General features: G+C 58.4%; 18 protein-coding genes. 9 read left to right on the forward strand and 9 right to left on the reverse strand.

Annotated elements, in window-relative coordinates; genetic code table 11:
* Positions 1-3: 3 nt before the first annotated feature.
* Both EI291_RS08105 and lipB read right to left on the reverse strand, forming a co-directional pair.
* Positions 4-420 (reverse strand): hypothetical protein, encoded by a 417-nt coding sequence (locus tag EI291_RS08105; protein WP_125419300.1) that lies wholly within the window; start codon positions 418-420, stop codon positions 4-6.
* Entirely contained in the window at positions 417-1,148 is a 732-nt protein-coding gene (gene lipB, locus EI291_RS08110; protein ID WP_240635435.1) for a lipoyl(octanoyl) transferase LipB, read from the reverse strand. The genes EI291_RS08105 and lipB overlap by 4 nt, the downstream gene beginning before the upstream one ends.
* 324 nt (positions 1,149-1,472) lie before the next feature.
* Here lipB and EI291_RS08115 point away from each other — a divergent pair, with 324 nt between their 5' ends.
* On the forward strand, positions 1,473-1,832 hold the full coding sequence (locus EI291_RS08115) for a YraN family protein (protein ID WP_125419302.1): 360 nt from the start codon (positions 1,473-1,475) through the stop codon (positions 1,830-1,832).
* Between the two features lie 64 nt (positions 1,833-1,896).
* Here EI291_RS08115 and EI291_RS08120 read toward each other — a convergent pair whose 3' ends face one another.
* The 4 genes from EI291_RS08120 to EI291_RS22820 form a co-directional block, all read right to left on the reverse strand.
* Positions 1,897-2,877 carry a toxin-antitoxin system YwqK family antitoxin gene (locus EI291_RS08120; RefSeq protein ID WP_125419303.1) on the reverse strand — a complete coding sequence of 327 codons (981 nt, stop codon included), beginning with the start codon at positions 2,875-2,877 and terminating at the stop codon, positions 1,897-1,899.
* Positions 2,878-3,014: 137 nt separating this feature from the next.
* Positions 3,015-4,847, reverse strand: a complete 1,833-nt coding sequence (htpG, locus tag EI291_RS08125; protein ID WP_125419304.1) for a molecular chaperone HtpG — start codon at positions 4,845-4,847, stop codon at positions 3,015-3,017.
* A 145-nt stretch (positions 4,848-4,992) separates the two neighbouring features.
* Positions 4,993-5,451, reverse strand: coding sequence for an STAS/SEC14 domain-containing protein (locus EI291_RS08130; RefSeq protein WP_125419305.1), 459 nt, complete (start codon positions 5,449-5,451; stop codon positions 4,993-4,995).
* A 137-nt stretch (positions 5,452-5,588) separates the two neighbouring features.
* On the reverse strand, positions 5,589-5,729 hold the full coding sequence (locus EI291_RS22820; RefSeq protein WP_170172564.1) for a hypothetical protein: 141 nt from the start codon (positions 5,727-5,729) through the stop codon (positions 5,589-5,591).
* A gap of 259 nt (positions 5,730-5,988) precedes the next feature.
* On the opposite strand from EI291_RS22820, the gene EI291_RS08135 reads away from it, so the two are divergent.
* The 8 genes from EI291_RS08135 to EI291_RS08170 all read left to right on the forward strand — a co-directional run bounded on the left by EI291_RS08135 (position 5,989) and on the right by EI291_RS08170 (position 13,403).
* On the forward strand, positions 5,989-6,333 hold the full coding sequence (locus EI291_RS08135) for a hypothetical protein (RefSeq protein WP_125419306.1): 345 nt from the start codon (positions 5,989-5,991) through the stop codon (positions 6,331-6,333).
* A gap of 487 nt (positions 6,334-6,820) precedes the next feature.
* Positions 6,821-9,271, forward strand: coding sequence for a TonB-dependent receptor (locus EI291_RS08140; RefSeq protein WP_125419307.1), 2,451 nt, complete (start codon positions 6,821-6,823; stop codon positions 9,269-9,271).
* Between the two features lie 101 nt (positions 9,272-9,372).
* Positions 9,373-10,311, forward strand: a complete 939-nt coding sequence (locus EI291_RS08145) for a cation diffusion facilitator family transporter (protein WP_125419308.1) — start codon at positions 9,373-9,375, stop codon at positions 10,309-10,311.
* A gap of 5 nt (positions 10,312-10,316) precedes the next feature.
* The gene (locus tag EI291_RS08150; RefSeq protein WP_125419309.1) at positions 10,317-10,646 is read left to right on the forward strand and encodes a hypothetical protein; all 330 of its coding nucleotides are present in this window, start codon (positions 10,317-10,319) and stop codon (positions 10,644-10,646) included.
* Between the two features lie 37 nt (positions 10,647-10,683).
* Complete coding sequence (locus EI291_RS08155) at positions 10,684-11,952, forward strand: MFS transporter (protein WP_125419310.1); 1,269 nt, start codon at positions 10,684-10,686, stop codon at positions 11,950-11,952.
* Positions 11,953-12,027: 75 nt separating this feature from the next.
* Positions 12,028-12,405 carry a hypothetical protein gene (locus EI291_RS08160; RefSeq protein WP_125419311.1) on the forward strand — a complete coding sequence of 126 codons (378 nt, stop codon included), beginning with the start codon at positions 12,028-12,030 and terminating at the stop codon, positions 12,403-12,405.
* A 109-nt stretch (positions 12,406-12,514) separates the two neighbouring features.
* Complete coding sequence (locus EI291_RS08165) at positions 12,515-12,964, forward strand: DUF6526 family protein (RefSeq protein ID WP_125419312.1); 450 nt, start codon at positions 12,515-12,517, stop codon at positions 12,962-12,964.
* 136 nt (positions 12,965-13,100) lie between these two features.
* Positions 13,101-13,403, forward strand: a complete 303-nt coding sequence (locus EI291_RS08170) for a DUF4286 family protein (RefSeq protein WP_125419313.1) — start codon at positions 13,101-13,103, stop codon at positions 13,401-13,403.
* 130 nt (positions 13,404-13,533) lie between these two features.
* Here EI291_RS08170 and EI291_RS08175 read toward each other — a convergent pair whose 3' ends face one another.
* The 3 genes from EI291_RS08175 to EI291_RS08185 all read right to left on the reverse strand — a co-directional run bounded on the left by EI291_RS08175 (position 13,534) and on the right by EI291_RS08185 (position 16,752).
* On the reverse strand, positions 13,534-14,034 hold the full coding sequence (locus EI291_RS08175; protein ID WP_125419314.1) for a GNAT family N-acetyltransferase: 501 nt from the start codon (positions 14,032-14,034) through the stop codon (positions 13,534-13,536).
* 172 nt (positions 14,035-14,206) lie between these two features.
* Positions 14,207-14,434, reverse strand: coding sequence for a hypothetical protein (locus EI291_RS08180; RefSeq protein WP_125419315.1), 228 nt, complete (start codon positions 14,432-14,434; stop codon positions 14,207-14,209).
* A 140-nt stretch (positions 14,435-14,574) separates the two neighbouring features.
* Positions 14,575-16,752: a prolyl oligopeptidase family serine peptidase gene (locus tag EI291_RS08185; RefSeq protein ID WP_125419316.1), complete on the reverse strand. Its 2,178-nt coding sequence runs from the start codon at positions 16,750-16,752 to the stop codon at positions 14,575-14,577.
* Between the last annotated feature and the right edge of the window lie 83 nt (positions 16,753-16,835).

A 16,835-nucleotide genomic window follows, 5' to 3' on the forward strand; every position in this document is an offset into this window, starting at 1 on the left:
CGACTAGCTATGCAGTACACCGGCGCGCTCAAGCAAAGCAATGTGCGTCAGGTTATCGGGCGTGATGGAATCAGGCACGAAGATGAACTTCTTATCAAATATCTGACCACCTACATAGTAGCTCACCCAGTACTGATTGTTGAGGTGAAACAAGGCGGGGTCAATGGGCTCTACTGCCACGGCGGCCTGTTCCGGCACCGTCAGCAGAGAGTGACGCAGCGTGGAGGTGCGCACCGGCTGACCATCAGCAGCAGTACCGTAGCCGTTGGAGCTGACAATGACGTTTTCCAACTCGTGGTCGTTGTGGTTGAGCAGGTACACCTGCCAGCCCGGCTGGCCTTCCAGGGTTGCGGCGCTATCATCGGGCACTACCGCAATGGAAACGCCCTCTACCGGATCGAATGCAATGTCTTTTTTCATGCAGTAGGTTCAGAAATAACTTCGGCCCCGAACAGCCGGGCTAGATGTGGTACCAGCAGCGCCTGTACTTCGGCTAGCGGCACCGGATGCCCCAGTTCCTGCTCCAGGCTGGTAACGGCCTTATCGGTGATGCCACACGGCACGATATGGCTAAAGTACGTGAGGTCGGTGTTCACATTGAGGGCAAAGCCGTGCATGGTTACCCAACGGCTGCACTTTACGCCCATAGCACAAATCTTCCGGGGGTTGGCTGCGCCTTCCTCAAAGTCAATCCAGACGCCAGTGAGGCCCGCAATACGGCCGGCCGCCACGCCATAGTTGGCTAAGGTCAGGATAACTGCTTCCTCCAGCAGCCGCAGGTAGCGGTGGATGTCGGTGAAGAAGTTGTCCAGGTCGAAAATGGGGTAGCCTACCAGTTGGCCGGGGCCATGGTAAGTAATATCACCGCCCCGATTGATGCGGTGGAAAGTAGCCTGATGCGCTTCCAGACCGGCCTCATCCAACAGCAGGTGCTCGGGCTTGCCACTCTTGCCCAGCGTGTACACGTGCGGATGCTCACACAGCAGCAGGTAGTTGGACGTTGACTCCAGAGGCTGACCGGTTTCCTGGGCCAACCGGTTACGGGTTTTGATGGCCAGCGTATCGGCCAGCAGCTGCTCCTGCAAGTCCCAGGTGGGCTGGTATGCTACCAACCCCAGCGGGCGTACCAGTACTGCCCGATTTTGCACAGGCGTAGCAGGGGCAACTGGCACCGAAGGTGCAGTTTCCGGCACCGGACTGACACAGGCTGAATATAGGTCCATAGGTTGTATGTCGAAGAAGCTTTACTAGTACTCCAGGCTACTCTGCGGGTTTGGCTACGGAAGAAACCGGGAGCTATAGTTTCCTAAAAAGGAAGACTGCAACTGCCTTAACAGATCTGGCAACCCGATTACCACCGAAAAGCCTGATATCAGCTGTGCAAAAGCGTACAAAGGTACTAGATTTAGCGCCAATCTTATCCGCCTGCGCAGAGTTCAGCATACGCCTTTCCTGCTTTATTTCTTCCCAAAATGTCCCTTCCAGCCCACGAACTTGGCCATGCCGGAGAGGATGCCGCCCTTCGGTATCTGCTGGCCAACGGGTATGAACTGGTGCACCGCAACTACCGACACCGGCGCGCCGAAGTGGACTTGGTAGTACGCCGCGGCCAAGAGCTGCTGGTACTGGTGGAGGTGAAAGCACGCTCCTCGGCCCGGTATGGTTACCCTGAAGAGTTTGTCACGGAGCGAAAGCGCCAGCTTCTGCGCCTGGCAGCCGAACAGCTGCAGGAAGAGCTTCAGTGGACCGGTGATATCCGGTTTGATGTAATTGCTTTGGCACCCGTATCCAACGGCCTGCAACTGGAGCATTTCGAGGATGCCTTCTGGTAGCGGATAAAAGCTCACAAAAGCAAAAGACCTTCCTCATCGGAAGGCCTTGCTGGTAGCAGCTGCTTTACCGACGGCTGCCCGGACGTGCAGTATCCGGCTTGTCCCGGTTGTCGAGCTTATCCTTCTCATAAATGAGCACCCCGTTACGGTTGTACTCCTTCACCAGCACCGGTTCCGTTACTTCCGGATCGAAGCCGGATTCGCCATACTCATACTCGTACCGCAGCCGGTTGCGGGTGTTACGGAAGCCCCAGTACCGGTCCCAGGTACCTACGCGCTTGCCGTTCTCAAACTGCCCCGACCATTCCAGCTGGCCGTTTTCGGTGTAACGCACATAGTCGCCCTCCAGCTTGCCGTTGAGGTAGGGAACTACTTCTTTCACCTGCTTCTGACCGGCGTCATAATACGTGATGTTCGCATCACGTGGGAAGCCCATTTCGTAGTGGACTTTAGAAACCAGGATGTTGTCACGGGTAAATTTCTCCCAGCGCAAATGGCGGGTTCCCAAGGCGTAATAGCCCGTTTCAATCACCTTACCGCCCTGCATCATTTTGTAGGGCCCGTGGAGCACCTTGTCGGTGCTTGGGTTCAGCTCGGTGTTGGCTTTGAAGATTTTGCGTTTGCGAGGATTGAAATAGTAGCGGGCCGGCGCAAATGGATTAGGCTGCTGAAAGGTGCGCAGGTAATAGAAGATTTCAATCTTCTGGTTTTTTCCCTTGGGCCCCGATTTCACATAGCCTTTCTTGATCCGCTCCCCCAGAAAGATGTTCTTCTTCTTTTTGGGCTTGCGTTGCGCAGCTTTTTCCTTCTCTTTGGCTGCTCTCTCCTGTTCCTTGGTCATGTTCACGCGCTTGGCTACCAAAGAGGGGGCTTTGGTAGTATCAGCAGCAGTAGCAAGCGTATCGGCGGCCAGCCCGGCGGCCTCGTTGGGGCGGCTGTTGAAGGAAACGGTTTTGTGCGAGCATGCCACGGCCAGCAGGGCCCCAGGCAGCAGCAGAAACAAACGCAACGGACGCATCAAAGTAACAGGCAGGATTCGGAGCATCGAACGTAAATATAAAGGGATTTGGTGCCCAACGTCAGCAGAATAGGGCTAGCCAAGTCTGCCCATGCAAGACAAAACCCCGGCAGCCTGAGCCACCGGGGTTTTGTACTACTTAATACTTTACAGACTTTCTAAGACTACTCAGCTGCCAGCAAATCGGCACTGCGCTTCACGAAGGCCGTTAAGGCTTCGCCTTTCAGCATACCCTGGGCAAGCAAGGCCAGATCAAACGCCTGACGAGCCAGCTTGTTACCAGCCTCGCCCTCGGACTTCAGCACCCGCTGGGCTATGGGGTGATTGGCATTTACGCTTACCGTGTAGCTGTCGGGCAGGGAGCCAAACATCTGCATACCCCCGCCGCCACCGGCGCGCTGCATGTCCTTCATGCGGCGCATGAACTCGGGTAGCGTAATGATAACCGGCGCATCCTGCGGCGACAGAGCTTCCACCTGCACGTGCATGTGCTCATTGCTGATAGCCTGCTTGAATACATCGGCCAGCTTGGTTTTGTCGTCGTCGCTCAGTACGCTTTCGGTAGTGTCCTCTTTCTCGATAAGCTTGCCTACCGTATCGGCGTCCACGCGCTTGAAGGTGGTTTTTTCCAGCTTCTGCTCTAGCTGCCCAATGAAGTGCGAATCGAGCGGGCCGGTGAGTTCCAGCACGTCGTAGCCCCGGTCCTGGGCCGCCTGCACAAAACCGTGCTGGGCTTCGGCGTCGGTGGTGTACAGCACCACGGTCTGCTCGTTCTTGTCCTTCTGGTTGGCCTGCACGAACTCCTGGTACTCGGGCAGCGTGAACAGCTTGCCGGCTACGTTCTGCACCAGGGCAAAATCTTTGGCCTTGTCGTAGAACTTCTCGTCCGACAGCATGCCGTACTTCACAAACAGGCCGATATCCGACCATTTCTGCTCGTAGCCGGCGCGGTCCTTCCGGAACAGCTCGGCCAGCTTATCGGCCACCTTTTTGGTGATGTACTGGTTGATTTTGCGCACCGCCGCATCGGCCTGCAGGAAGCTGCGCGACACGTTCAGCGGAATGTCGGGTGAGTCAATCACGCCATGCAGCAGCATCAGAAACTCGGGCACCACGTCCTTCACCTCATCGGTAATGAACACTTGGCGCGAGTACAGCTGAATTTTGTTGCGCTGGAACTGCAACTCATCCTTCACCTTCGGGAAATACAGAATACCCGTCAGGTTGAACGGATAGTCTACATTCAGGTGAATCCAGAACAGCGGGGGCTCCGAGAAGGGGTACAGCTCCTGATAGAACTTGGTGTAATCCTCGTCGGTCAGCTCCGAGGGCTGCTTGGTCCAAATAGGCTGCGTCTGGTTGATAACCTCGCCCTCGAACTCAATTTCGATGGGCAGGAACTTGCAGTATTTGGTGAGGATGCCTTTTAGGCGGGCCGGCTCCAGGAACTCGTCGGAATCTTCGGCTACGTGCAGCACCACGTCGGTGCCCCGGTCGGCCTTTTCCACGTTTTCCAGGCTGAACTCGGTGCTGCCGTCGCACACCCAGTGGGCACCTTCGGTACCTTCCTTATAGCTCTTAGAGAAAATTTCAACCTCTTTGGCGACCATAAACGCCGAGTAGAAGCCCAAGCCGAACTGACCAATAATCTGGTCTTTGGCGGCAGCATCCTTCTCCTTGTACTTCTCCACAAACTCGGTGGCGCCGGAGAAGGCAATCTGGTTGATGTACTTCTTAATTTCCTCGGCCGTCATGCCTAGGCCGCGGTCCGAGATGGTGATGGTGCGGGCCTCTTTGTCCACGCTCACTTTCACCTTCAGCTCGCCCAGCTCGCCTTTAAACTCACCCAGCTGCCCCAGGCTTTTCAGCTTTTGGGTGGCATCCACGGCATTGCTGACCAGTTCCCGCAGGAAAATCTCGTGGTCAGAATACAGGAATTTCTTGATGATGGGGAAGATATTCTCAGTGTGAATTGAGATGCTACCTTTCTCTTGCATAACGAAGTAAGAAGGAAGTGAATGAAACGACATCGGACGATTTGCCAGCCCGTGGGCCAGCGCATCGTGCGTTTCGACGTTTTCAAACCCCGTTCCAACCCCTGCCTGGCTGTCAGTTTGACAGCGCCTGGGTCGCGCCGTCCGGTTAGCCGGCCTTGTTGAGCTGGAAGGTCTGCAAGCGGTGTTGCCACTCCTGCTCCATCTGCTCCACCATGTCATCGTTGCCAGCGGTGAGCCAATCCAACGCGGCGGGCACATCCGAGAAAAACTGAATTTCGGCCCGAATGTGGCGGCGGCCGTCGGCCAGCACGCTTTCCACCACCAACTGGTTGTGCAGATTGACAGGCAGCACCAGCGCTATTTCCCTGATCTGTAATGCTGCGAAGCGTGGCAGCCAGTTCTCGCTCAGCCACGCCTGCTCATCGGTGCCTACCAACGGCAGGTGCGAGACATCGGCCAGCCAGCGTTTTACGTGCTGCTGCCGGGAATACTGCAGCAACTTCTCAAAAGCGGCCTGGAAGCTGCTGGTAGTCATGGAGCCATGCCAGTCCCAGCGCAGAATCTGCAGGGAAGGCTCCAGTTGAGTTAAGAGGGAGTTGAACACGCGCACCATGAGTAGCCATGACCCGCCAGAAGCAGCTGATCAGGCTACAAAACTACCAGCGCCCTATAGGCTCTGTCGGAGCATTTCGCTCGTCCGGACGATATCCTCGCCCAACCCGTTTTTTTTCCGGACCGGTTTCAGGCGGCTTTTACCGCCGGAATCTGCTCCGTGGCCGGCGGCTGTATCATGGCCACCGTCCGGACGGTGGCCCCGCGGCGCTGGCGGTACGCAAAACGCCCCGGGCGGTAGCCAAAGGGGGGCCTGGCACTACCGGTCATACAAACAGCTGCTCCGAATGCTCTGGCAAGCGGCGGTGAGTAGTCGGGCGGAGAAACAAAGCCACTTGGCGCAGCACTTTGATTGTCAGATTCTTCATGCGCGTATAGTGAAAAGGGCACGATACAAAATTCGGAAGGGGCTGTTGCCTGAGCGTTGTGGGGGAGTTATGCTTTTGTGATGCCCGAATTTTTTTCGGCCTCTAAAATCCACCTTTCGCTTTTCCGATTACCTTTGCCCGTGTTCGACACATTGTTGCAAATGCAGACCCTTCGTTCCCGGCTGGCGCTTGTACTGCTCCTGTGCTTTGCACGGGTGCTGCTGCCGGATACGTGGATACTGGCGCTGCACACTCACGAGCATACCACCGAGGAACCCACGCAGGCAACAGGCTGGCCCAAAGGCAAAGCCCTGGTTTCGGCCAAGCATCAGCACTGCGACGCGGACCAGTTCTTCAAATCGGCGTTTGAGCCGGCGGCAGCTCTGCCAGTTACTGAGCCCGCCACGCCTGCTTTTGCCACGCTTGCTACTGTTGAGTTACCCATTGCCTGGCACCAGTACCTGTGCCCAACGGCTGACTTACGCGGCCCGCCCAGCCGGGCATAACCGGCCGGCCAATGGCCACTCCGCCGTTTCGGGTGCGTAGGGCGCTTCCCGGACAGGGCATCAGCTGAGGCGTACTCCGGCGCAATGACGCCTCTGGCCGCAACATCATCTTTCTGGCAGTGCCTCCCGCACAGACCCAGTCTGTGAACACACCATTTTACGGCTTTTGAGCAATACGGGCTGTAGCTACTGCCCCACGCCGTCCGGCCCTATGGCCAGCAAAGTGCTCGTTTCATCTTTTTTAGGCCATTTCCAGCAGCTGCATTGCCTGTAGGCTCTTGTGGGCATTTGCCGGACTCGTGGCCTACCAATATTGGAAGGAGTTGGCTGCAACTGGCTTCTTCCCCACCCTTCTCCCTGTTTTGGTTGTGGAGAAACGCCGGGAAGACACCGGCTACTGGCCGGTGTTTTCCTTTCATTTTTCAACTTCAGGCGGCTGGTTTGCAGCGTTTATTCGTAGCACGGCCCAGCCTCTACTTTGCTTTTTATGCCTCGTTTTTCTCTTACTACCGGCCTGCTGCTTTGGTCCGGCAGCGTATTGGCGCAAACGGTTCCTACTACTCCGGCCGCACCGGTGCGACCGGCCCGGGTGGCCGTAGCTCCCGTTACCGGCCGCGTAACCGATGCGGCCACCGGCGAAGCCCTGCCGGGTGCCACCATTGTATTTCCGGACCTGAAGCAAGCCACGGCCACCGATGCCGAGGGTAATTTCCGGTTTGCCAACCTGCCGAAAGGCCGGTTTTTGATGCAGGTGCGGTTTGTGGGCTACACCACGCTGGTGCGCACCGTGGATACCGGCAGCGGCACGGCGCTGGAGGCCAGCCTCACGCCCACCGAAACAGAAATCGGGCAGGTAGTGGTAACGGGCGTATCGGCCAGTACGGAAATGCGCCGCTCCCCTATTCCCACTTCCGTGGTGGACCAGACGCGCCTGCGCCAGACGGCCGCCACCAACGCGGTGGATGCCCTGGCCCACACCCCCGGCCTCAACCAGATTACCACCGGCGCGGCCATCAGCAAGCCCGTTATCCGGGGGCTGGGTGCCAACCGCGTGATTACGCTCAACAACGGCAGCAAGCAGGAAGGTCAGCAGTGGGGCGACGAGCACGGCATCGAAATTGACGAGTACAGCATTGACCGGGCCGAAGTCATTAAAGGTCCCGGCTCCCTGCTTTATGGTTCCGACGGGCTGGCCGGCGTCATCAACTTTCTGGCCCCCGACCCGGTGGAGGATGGCCGCGTGCTGGGCTCCGTAACGGCCAACTACCAGACTAATAACTATCAGCAGGGCTACTCGCTGTGGAATGCGGGCAACCTGAACGGCTTTAACTGGCAGGTGCGCGGCTCCGGCAAAGTGGCCGCCGACTACCGCAACCAGTACGACGGCCGGGTGTACAACTCCGGTTTCCGGGAGTTGAATGGCAGCGGCTACGTGGGCCTCAACAAAAGCTGGGGGTTCTCGCACCTTACCTTCAGCTCCTTCAACCAGATTCTGGGCTTGATTGAAGGGGAACGGGACTCTACCTCGGGCCGCTTCACGCGGGTGAACGGCCTGGGCGAAACGCAGATAGTAACGGGTAATGGCTTCTCGGGCTACGGCCTTGATGTGCCCCGCCAGCAGATCAACCACCTGCGCATCGGCACCGATAACAACTTCATCCTGGGGCAGCACCGCCTCACGCTGAATGTGGGCTGGCAGCAGAACCTGCGGCGGGAGTTCGGCAACCCCGAGGATTACTACGAGAAGTCGTTGTTTTTTCAGCTGCGCACCGTGGATTACGCCCTGCGGTGGTTTCTGCCGGAAATGAAGGGCTGGAATTCGACCATCGGTACCAGCGGCATGTGGCAGGAAAACCAGAACAAGGGCGTGGAGTTCCTGATTCCGGCGTACCGGCTCTGGGACGGCGGCCTGTTTGCCGTTACCCGCAAAAGCTTTGGCAAGCTGGACCTGAGCGGCGGCCTGCGCTACGATTTACGCCACATTACCGCCGATGCACTCTACCTGAACGATGAGGAGCAGCCGGTACCAGCGGGCCTGGGCGAGGAGAAATTCGGGGGCTTCCGGAGCAACTTCCGCAACGTGAGCGGCAGCGTGGGCGGGGCGTACAGCCTCAGCGAGAAATGGCTGATCAAGGCCAATGCAGCCCGTGGGTTTCGGGCCCCCAACATTGCGGAGCTGGGCTCCAACGGCAAACACGAGGGCACCGTGCGCTACGAAATCGGGGAGCCGGGCCTGAAGGCGGAAACCAGCTTTCAGCTGGATGGCGGCGTGAGCTTCACCTCCGACCATATCAGTCTCTCGGCCGATGTGTTCCGCAACCGTATCAACAACTACATTTTCCCGCAGGCCCTGGCTACCCCCGGCGGTCAGGATTCCGTATCGGCGGAGGGGGACCGGGTGTTCCGCTACGGCCAGGGCGATGCGCGCTTGGCGGGTGGTGAGGTAAGTCTGGATATTCATCCGCACCCGCTGGATTGGCTGCATTTCGAAAACTCCTTTTCCATGGTGCGGGCCGTGCAGCTCAACCAGCCGGACGGTCAGCGTAACCTGCCCTTTATCCCCGCCGACCGGCTGCAGTCGGAGCTGCGCGTGAATTTCCGGAAGGTGGGCACCTCGCGGCTGCGCAACCTGTACGCGCGCGGGGCCGTGGAGCACAACTTCTATCAGGGCCGCGTTTTCTCGGCGTTTGATACTGAAACGCCTACTTCCGGTTATACGCTCGTGAATGCCGGACTGGGGACGGACGTGGTTTCGGCCAAAGACCGGACGCTGTTCTCTATATATCTGGCCGCCAATAACCTGTTCGACGTGGCGTATCAGAACCACCTAAGCCGGTTGAAATACACGGCGGTGAATGAGGTAACGGGCCGGGCCGGCGTGTTCAACATGGGCCGCACGGTGAGTGTGAAGCTGATTGTCCCTCTGAGCTTCCGGTAGCTGAAGTAGCTGCGCACCGCATTTCCGTGAAAGGCGGGCTTCGATGTATCTGCGTAGTATGCGGACATCGAAGCCCGCCTTTCGTGCGTACACTCCCGGCAATGGCACACGCACACTCCGACTCCGACCACGCCCACCACCATCATGGCCCGCCCGCCGACGGTAATTTCAGCAAGGCTTTCGGGTGGGGCATTGCCCTGAACTTGCTGTTTGTAGCCGGCGAAGCGGCCGGGGGCCTGTGGGCCAACTCCTCGGCCCTGCTCTCCGATGCGGGCCACAACCTGAGTGATGTGCTGAGCCTCGCCCTGGCCTGGGGTGCTACCCTGCTGGCCAAGCGCCGCGCCTCCGAGCAGTACACCTACGGCTATCGGGGCGCTACCATTCAGGCGGCGCTGCTGAACGCGGCCCTGCTGTACCTGGCGTTGGGTTTTATTCTGTGGGATACCATCGACCACCTGCGTCACCCGGCCCCGGTAAACGGGCCGGTGGTGATGGGCTTGGCCGGGCTGGGCATTCTCATCAACGGCTTCACAGCCTGGCTGTTTCGGAGCGGGCAGAAAGGCGACGTGAACGTGCGCGGCGCGTACCTGCACATGCTGACGGATATGCTGGTATCGGTGGGCGTGGTGGTGGGCGGAGCGCTGGTGTACTTCACCGGCTGGCTCTGGCTCGACCCGGCCATCAGCTTCATCATTCTGGCCGTGGTGGGCTACAGTTCCTGGGGGCTGCTGCGCGAAACCGTGCGGCTGGGCCTGCAGGCGGCTCCGGCCGGCATTGAGGTAGCGGCCGTACGCCGCTGGCTGCTGGCCCGCCCCGGCGTCACCGGCCTCCACGACCTGCACATCTGGCCCCTCAGCACCCAGGACACCGCCCTGACGGTACACCTGGTGCGCCCCAACGGCGACAACGGCAACCAGTTCCTGCGTAACCTCCAGCACGACCTGCAGCACGAGTTCAACATCCGCCACTGCACCGTGCAACTGGAAGACGAGTTCCCGGCCATGGGTGCCCACGGCTGCTGTGATGAGCAAGTGCAATAAAGGCCATGGAGCGAGAATACAGACGCATTCTGACCGACGAAAGCATCCAGCTTATGGGGACGTTAGAAGGCTATTGTCCAATTCAGGCAGAAGGTACCGTTGCTTCCCAGCCCTTCTATTTCCACGCCCGCTGGCATGAATGGAGCTTTTCCGTTTCCGAAACAACCGACGTTAGCGCCGTGGATATATCAGCCATGCTGCAAGCAGATGCCTTCGGGTTTCAGGTCACTGGTACAACGACAGGAACCTACGATGCAGGCTGGATGGAGTTTGATGAAGCGGAAAGAATCATCAAACAGTGCAGCAGGCAGTATCTGGAGTTGAAGAGCAAGTAAATCTTCGTAATCTGCGGGTCCCAAATTCCCTTCCCGCATGAAACCCGCTACTTCTCCTACTCTCCCTCCCAAAACCACCGGCCTGCTGAGCGCCATTGTGGTGGTAGCCGCCCTAGGCTACTTCGTGGACATCTACGACCTGATTCTGTTCAGCATTGTGCGCGTGGCTAGCCTGAAGGATCTGGGAATTACAGATCCTGATCAAATTACCAACCAAGGCCTCTACCTTATCAACATGCAGATGACCGGCATGCTGCTTGGTGGTATTTTGTGGGGGGTGCTCGGCGACAAGAAAGGCCGGCTGTCGGTGCTGTTCGGCTCTATCCTGATTTACTCGCTGGCCAACATTGCCAACGGCTTCGTGCAAACCATTGAGCAGTATGCCTGGCTGCGGCTGATTGCCGGCATCGGGCTGGCCGGCGAGCTAGGGGCGGGTATCACGCTGGTATCGGAAACCCTGCCCAAGGAAAAGCGCGGCTACGGCACCATGATTGTGGCCACCGTGGGCGTATCGGGCGCTATGCTGGCTTACTGGGTGGGCGACAAGTTTGGCTGGCGCAACGCCTACTTCGTGGGCGGCGGGCTGGGGCTGGCATTGCTGGCTTTGCGCGTGGGCGTGTACGAGTCGGGCATGTTTGAGCAGGCTAAAAAGAGCGAGGTGGAGCGGGGCAACTTCTTTGCCCTGTTTACCAACGGCCCACGCCTGACCCGCTACCTCAAATGCCTGCTCATTGGGGTACCGTTGTGGTTTGTGGTAGGCATTCTGATTACGCTCACCCCCGAGTTCGGCAAAGCCCTGGGTATTACCGGGCCGGTAACGGCGGGCCTGGGCGTGTTCTGGTGCTATTTCGGGCTGGTGTTTGGCGACTTTGCCAGCGGCACGCTCAGCCAGCTGCTGCGCAGCCGCAACCGGGCGCTGCAGGTGTTTCTGGTGTTCTGCGCCGTGATGGTGGGCGTGTACCTGTTTGGGCTGCGCGGGGCCTCGCCCACGGCCTTCTACGCGGTGTGCTTCGTGCTGGGCATTGCGGTGGGCTTCTGGGCCTTGTTCGTGACGGTGGCGGCCGAGCAGTTCGGCACCAACCTGCGGGCCACGGTGGCTACTACGGCCCCCAACTTTGCCCGGGGCTCGGTGGTGCTGCTGGTGCCCATCTTCCAGTACCTGGCCGCCGCCCTGGGCCAGCCCGGCACTCCCAACCGCATCGGGTCCGGGGCCGTGGTGGGGGGCGTGTCGCTGCTGATTGCCTTCTGGGCGGTGAGCACCCTGCCCGAGAGTTTCGGTAAAGACCTGGACTACGTGGAAGAATAAACGGACGCAGCTGCCAACCCTTACCGCCGAGCTTCGTACTAGGGGCGGATTTCCCATCGAAATCCGCCCTTATCCATGAAAAAGATTCTTGTTGTAGTAGCCGTAGCCGCCCTCGCCCTGAGTGGCCGCCACGCCCAGGCCCAGGTAGTTGATTCCACGCAGGCCCGTCTGCAGATGCAGCAGCAGCGCGCCGCCGAAGCCAAAGCCGCCCTCGAAGCCCGCAAGCAGGAAACGGCCGCCAGCCGCAGCAGCGTCGACCAGACCAAAGCCCAGCTCCGCGACCAGGAAAACGCTATGCGTGAGCAGAAGCGCCAGATGAAAGAGCAAAAAATCGAGCTCAAACGCCAGCGCGACGTGGCCAAGGAAGCCAGCCGTCAGGAGTCGGCCGCCAAGCAAGCCGCGCGTGACGAGAAGCGCAAAGCCCGCGAAGCCAAGAAGGCCTCTAAAATGTAACCCGGATGTTGGCCTTCTAACGTACTGTTTCGTTCTCAAAAACTCCGGCCCCTGGTCGGAGTTTTTGCGTATTGCTTCTACCTGTATTCACTTTTATACTCTTCCTCCAATGGCTGATCAGCCCACCCAAAACAAGCCGATGTATTACCCGTGGCACCACTTTGTGCTGCTACCGGCTGCTCTTATTCTGGCCGGCTATGGTATCCGGCGCTACCTGGCGGTAGCCGGCTCCGACGATGAAATTTCACGGCTGTGGTTTACTGTGATGCTGCTGGCCGTGGTAGGCCTGGGCGTGCTGGTTATGATGCGGCAGCACTACGCGTTGCAGCTGCAGGATCGGCTGATTCGGCTGGAAGTACGCCAGCGGTACTTTGAAATTACCGGCCAGAGCCTGCGACCATTGGAAGCCCAGCTCAGTATGAGCCAGATCCTGGGTTTGCGCTTTGCCGGCGACGCCGAGCTGCCGGGTCTGGTGCAGGTGGCCATCCGCGAAAAACTTTCATCCAAGGATATTCAGGCTCGGATTCAAGAGTTTCAATTCGACCACCTGCGGGTGTGAGGTACTAGCCCGAATTCGATTCTGAGACCTTAACAGTGCAGGCAAAGTTCGGGGTCGTGGATTTTTTGGCCGATTTTTGTGTTGGTTCAATTCGCACCCTGCCGTTGGCAGACTATCATCCCAGCCCCCAACAACTATGATTCTATACAACGTCACCACCAGCCTCGACCCCGAAATTGAAGACCAGTGGGTCAGCTTTATGCAGGAAACCCACATTCCGGAGGTAATGGCTACCGGCTTTTTCGTGAAAAGTCAGCTCTGCCGCCTGCTTAACGAGGAAAACAACGGTATTACGTACGCTGCGCAGTATTACTGCGTGAGTCTCGACCAGCTGGAGGAATACCAGCAGGTAGCGGCCCCCGCTCTGCGCAATGAAGTAGAAAAGCACTTTGCCGGCCGCTATGCCTCCTTCCGCACCATGCTGGAGGTGGTGGAATAATACCACTCGATTGATAAAAAAGGCCGCCTGTATGGGCGGCCTTTTTTATTGCCTTAACAGCTAGAAAGACAGTCATTACTTGGCAAATAGGAATGACTGTATTGTACATTTATAGGCTTTCCTGGGCAGTTTACGCCTGCACGGCGGCTTCAATGGCGGCGTCGCAGGGGTAGGCGGTGAGCTGCTCGGCGGAGAGGTTGCCGTTGTGCCACTCGGGGTCAAGGTTGGCACCCACGCGCTTGTAAAACCCGATGGCCGGCTCGTTCCATTCCAGTACCTGCCACTTCAGGCGCTGGGCCCCGGTGCGCCGGGCTTCAGCTACTACCGCATCAAACAGCTTTTTACCCAATCCCGTACCGCGCAGGCTTTCCGTCACCACCAAGTCCTCCAGGTATAACATCCGCCCTTTCCAGGTAGAGTAGGCCGTGTAGAACAGGGAAATTCCCACGATGGTCCCATTGGGCTGCTCGGCCACGAAAAAGCCGAAAATCGGGTTGGGCCCGAACCCGTCGCGCTGCATGTCGGCCAGAGTGTTGGTTACTTCCTGCGGCGCTTTCTCGTATTCGGCCAACTCCTGAATCAGGGCCAGCACCTGCGGCAAATCGGCCTCCCGGCCCCGGCGGATAGTCATGGTAGTGAGTAGTGAGTAGTGAGTAGTGAGTAGTGAGTAGTGAGTAGTGAGTAGTGAATGTACGGGAGGCGAGTGAGGCCTGCTACGCGCTACTGGAAAGAAAAATGAGCAACTGCCCGGGGCCGTTGCTCATTTTTCACTGTTCCATACTCATGTTCAATGCTTATGGCAATTACATTACCGGCTGCATTTTTTTGATGTCTTCGGTAGCATTTGCAGCGTTGACTTCGCGGGTAGCCGCGTTTTCGGGCGCTTTTTTACCACCGGTAGTATCTACGGGGGCAGGGTACTCAAGCGGCTTGGAGGCTACATCCTCATCCGAGCGTACGTCGGGGTTTTTGCACGAAGCAACGGACAGCATGGAAGCTGCCAAAAGGCCGAAAAGGAGCGTTTTTTTCATATCTGAAAGCAAATAGCCAGAGGCAATTACGGGAGTTGCGGCCGCGAAGATACGGCAAAAGAGTTGCTGGTTTCTAGTTTCTGGTTGCTAGTTGTTGGTCCACTCTAACAACTAGCAACTAGCAATCAGAAACCAGCAACTTATTTGCCGTACGGATTCACGCCCATGTTATAGAAGGCGAAGGACCAGACGTCGGCCCACTCCTCAATCTGGAGCTTGGTGCTTTTGCCCGCGCCGTGGCCGGCATTCACATCCACCCGGATGAGTTGGGGCTTGGAACCGTTGTTGGCTTCCTGCAGAGCGGCGGCAAACTTGAAGGAGTGCGCCGGCACTACCCGGTCGTCGTGGTCGGCGGTGGTAATCATGGTGGCGGGGTAGGCAGCCGGCTTCAGGTTGTGCAGGGGCGAGAACTTGTACAGGTTCTGAAACTGCGCGTAGTTGTCACTGGTGCCATACTCGGGGGCCCAGTTCCAGCCGATGGTGAATTTCTGGTAGCGCAGCATGTCCATCACACCCACGGCGGGGAAGGCCACGCCGCACAGGTCGGGGCGCTGGGTCATGGTGGCGCCTACCAGCAGGCCGCCGTTGGAGCCGCCGGCCATGGCCAGCTTCTCGGTGCTGGTGTAGCCCTGCACTTTCAGATATTCAGCGGCGGCAATAAAGTCGTCGAACACGTTCTGCTTGTTGGGCGTCATACCGGCCTGGTGCCACTTTTCGCCATACTCACCGCCGCCCCGTAGGTTCGGAATAGCCAGCACGCCGCCGTTTTCCAACCACAGCATGCGGGCCACCGAGAAGCCCGGCGTAAGCGAGATGTTAAAGCCGCCGTAGGCATACAGATACGTAGGGTTCTGTCCGTCCAGCTTCACGCCTTTCTTGTGGACGATGAACATGGGCACCTTCGTACCGTCCTTGCTCTTGTAAAACACCTGGGTGGTTACGTAATCCGCCGGCTTCACATCCACGCTCGGGGCCCGGAACACGGTGCTGGTATTGGTGGCCAGGTTGTACTTGTAAATGGTGGTCGGGTAGGTAAACGAGGTGAAGGCATAGTACAGCTCCTTGGAATCCCGCTTGCCCCCGAAGCCCGAGGCCGTACCGATGGCCGGCAGCGCTACATCGTGCTTGAACTCGCCTTTCTCGGTGTATACTTTAATCAGGCTGCTGGCGTCCTTCAAGTACGAGGCCACCAGGTAGCCGCCCACGTGGTCCACGCCTTCCAGCTTCTGCTCGGTTTCGGGCAGCACCTCTTTCCAGTTGGCCTCCTGGGGCTTTTTCGGGTCGATGAGCACCACGCGGTAGTTGGGCGCTTTGTAGTTGGTTTGCACCAGCAGGCTGCCGCCCACGTTGCCGATTACCGAGTTGTTGTCCTCGTAGCTGTTGATGATGGGCGTGAAGCTGTTAGCCTGCTTGGGGTCGGTCAGGTCGCGCACCAGCAGGCGGTTGCCATCGGCTTTGCCGTCGGTGAGGTAGAGCACCAGAAACCGCTCGTCCTCGGTGGTGCCCACGGTGCGGAAGCCCAGCGCCATCTTGTGGTCTTCGTACACCAACTTATCCTGGCTCTGGGGATTGCCGAGTTGGTGGTAGTACACCTTGTGGTACTCATTTTTGCCGGAAAGCTGGTTCTGGCCGGCCTTGGGCGCATCGTAGCGGCTGTAGAAGAAGCCGTCCTTGTACCAGGCCGCCCCCGATACCTTCACCCACTGCAGCTCATCCGTGAGGGGCTGGCGGGTTTTCAGGTCCAGCACTTTCAGCTGCTGCCAGTCGGAGCCGCCGCCGCTGGTGGCATAGGCCATGTGGCGGTGGTCGTTGGAGAAGTAGGTGCCCATCAGGGCGGTGGTACCATCGGCCGAGAACTTGTTGGGGTCGAGCAGCAGATCCGGCTGACCTTCCTGCCCATCCTGCTGAGTGTAGAGCACTGCCTGGTTCTGCAGGCCATCGTTCTTGCTGAAATACAGCTGATTGCCTTCCTGCTGCGGGATACCAAACCGCTCGTAGTTCCACATTTTGGTGAGTCGCTCCCGGATTTTGTCGCGGAACGGAATCTGCTCCAGGTAGCCGAAGGTGACTTTATTCTCGGCCGTTACCCAGGCTTTGGTATCGGGCGAGTCCAGGTCTTCAAGCCAACGGTACGGGTCGGCCACCACAGTGCCGAAATAATCGTCCTTCTGATCGGTTTTTTTGGTTTGCGGGTATTGCACGGAAGCGGAGGTGGAAGTAGAAACGGCAGTAGGGGCCGCGGCCGGGGCCTGCGACTGAGTGGAGCGGCACGAAGCCAGCGCCACCAGGGCTACTACGGGAAACGCAAGTTTTTGCATGGGGTGGGAATAGCGGGGAAGGGCCGAAGATAGTTGACACTCACCGCAGATTAGCCTTTCTGCCCGACTCTTTCACTCTCCTT

The organism is Hymenobacter rigui (assembly GCF_003944715.1).
In the GTDB taxonomy this organism is placed as follows: Bacteria; Bacteroidota; Bacteroidia; order Cytophagales; family Hymenobacteraceae; genus Hymenobacter; species Hymenobacter rigui.

What these genes read in the sequence shown, in the direction of transcription:
- EI291_RS08105 (WP_125419300.1), bottom strand. Translation starts at nt 420, where the DNA reads ATGAAAAAAGACATTGCATTCGATCCGGTAGAGGGCGTTTCCATTGCG.
- EI291_RS08115 (WP_125419302.1), top strand. Translation starts at nt 1,473, where the DNA reads ATGTCCCTTCCAGCCCACGAACTTGGCCATGCCGGAGAGGATGCCGCC.
- EI291_RS08120 (WP_125419303.1), bottom strand. Translation starts at nt 2,877, where the DNA reads ATGCTCCGAATCCTGCCTGTTACTTTGATGCGTCCGTTGCGTTTGTTT.
- htpG (WP_125419304.1), bottom strand. Translation starts at nt 4,847, where the DNA reads ATGCAAGAGAAAGGTAGCATCTCAATTCACACTGAGAATATCTTCCCC.
- EI291_RS22820 (WP_170172564.1), bottom strand. Translation starts at nt 5,729, where the DNA reads ATGACCGGTAGTGCCAGGCCCCCCTTTGGCTACCGCCCGGGGCGTTTT.
- EI291_RS08135 (WP_125419306.1), top strand. Translation starts at nt 5,989, where the DNA reads ATGCAGACCCTTCGTTCCCGGCTGGCGCTTGTACTGCTCCTGTGCTTT.
- EI291_RS08140 (WP_125419307.1), top strand. Translation starts at nt 6,821, where the DNA reads ATGCCTCGTTTTTCTCTTACTACCGGCCTGCTGCTTTGGTCCGGCAGC.
- EI291_RS08145 (WP_125419308.1), top strand. Translation starts at nt 9,373, where the DNA reads ATGGCACACGCACACTCCGACTCCGACCACGCCCACCACCATCATGGC.
- EI291_RS08150 (WP_125419309.1), top strand. Translation starts at nt 10,317, where the DNA reads ATGGAGCGAGAATACAGACGCATTCTGACCGACGAAAGCATCCAGCTT.
- EI291_RS08155 (WP_125419310.1), top strand. Translation starts at nt 10,684, where the DNA reads ATGAAACCCGCTACTTCTCCTACTCTCCCTCCCAAAACCACCGGCCTG.
- EI291_RS08160 (WP_125419311.1), top strand. Translation starts at nt 12,028, where the DNA reads ATGAAAAAGATTCTTGTTGTAGTAGCCGTAGCCGCCCTCGCCCTGAGT.
- EI291_RS08165 (WP_125419312.1), top strand. Translation starts at nt 12,515, where the DNA reads ATGGCTGATCAGCCCACCCAAAACAAGCCGATGTATTACCCGTGGCAC.
- EI291_RS08170 (WP_125419313.1), top strand. Translation starts at nt 13,101, where the DNA reads ATGATTCTATACAACGTCACCACCAGCCTCGACCCCGAAATTGAAGAC.
- EI291_RS08175 (WP_125419314.1), bottom strand. Translation starts at nt 14,034, where the DNA reads ATGACTATCCGCCGGGGCCGGGAGGCCGATTTGCCGCAGGTGCTGGCC.
- EI291_RS08180 (WP_125419315.1), bottom strand. Translation starts at nt 14,434, where the DNA reads ATGAAAAAAACGCTCCTTTTCGGCCTTTTGGCAGCTTCCATGCTGTCC.
- EI291_RS08185 (WP_125419316.1), bottom strand. Translation starts at nt 16,752, where the DNA reads ATGCAAAAACTTGCGTTTCCCGTAGTAGCCCTGGTGGCGCTGGCTTCG.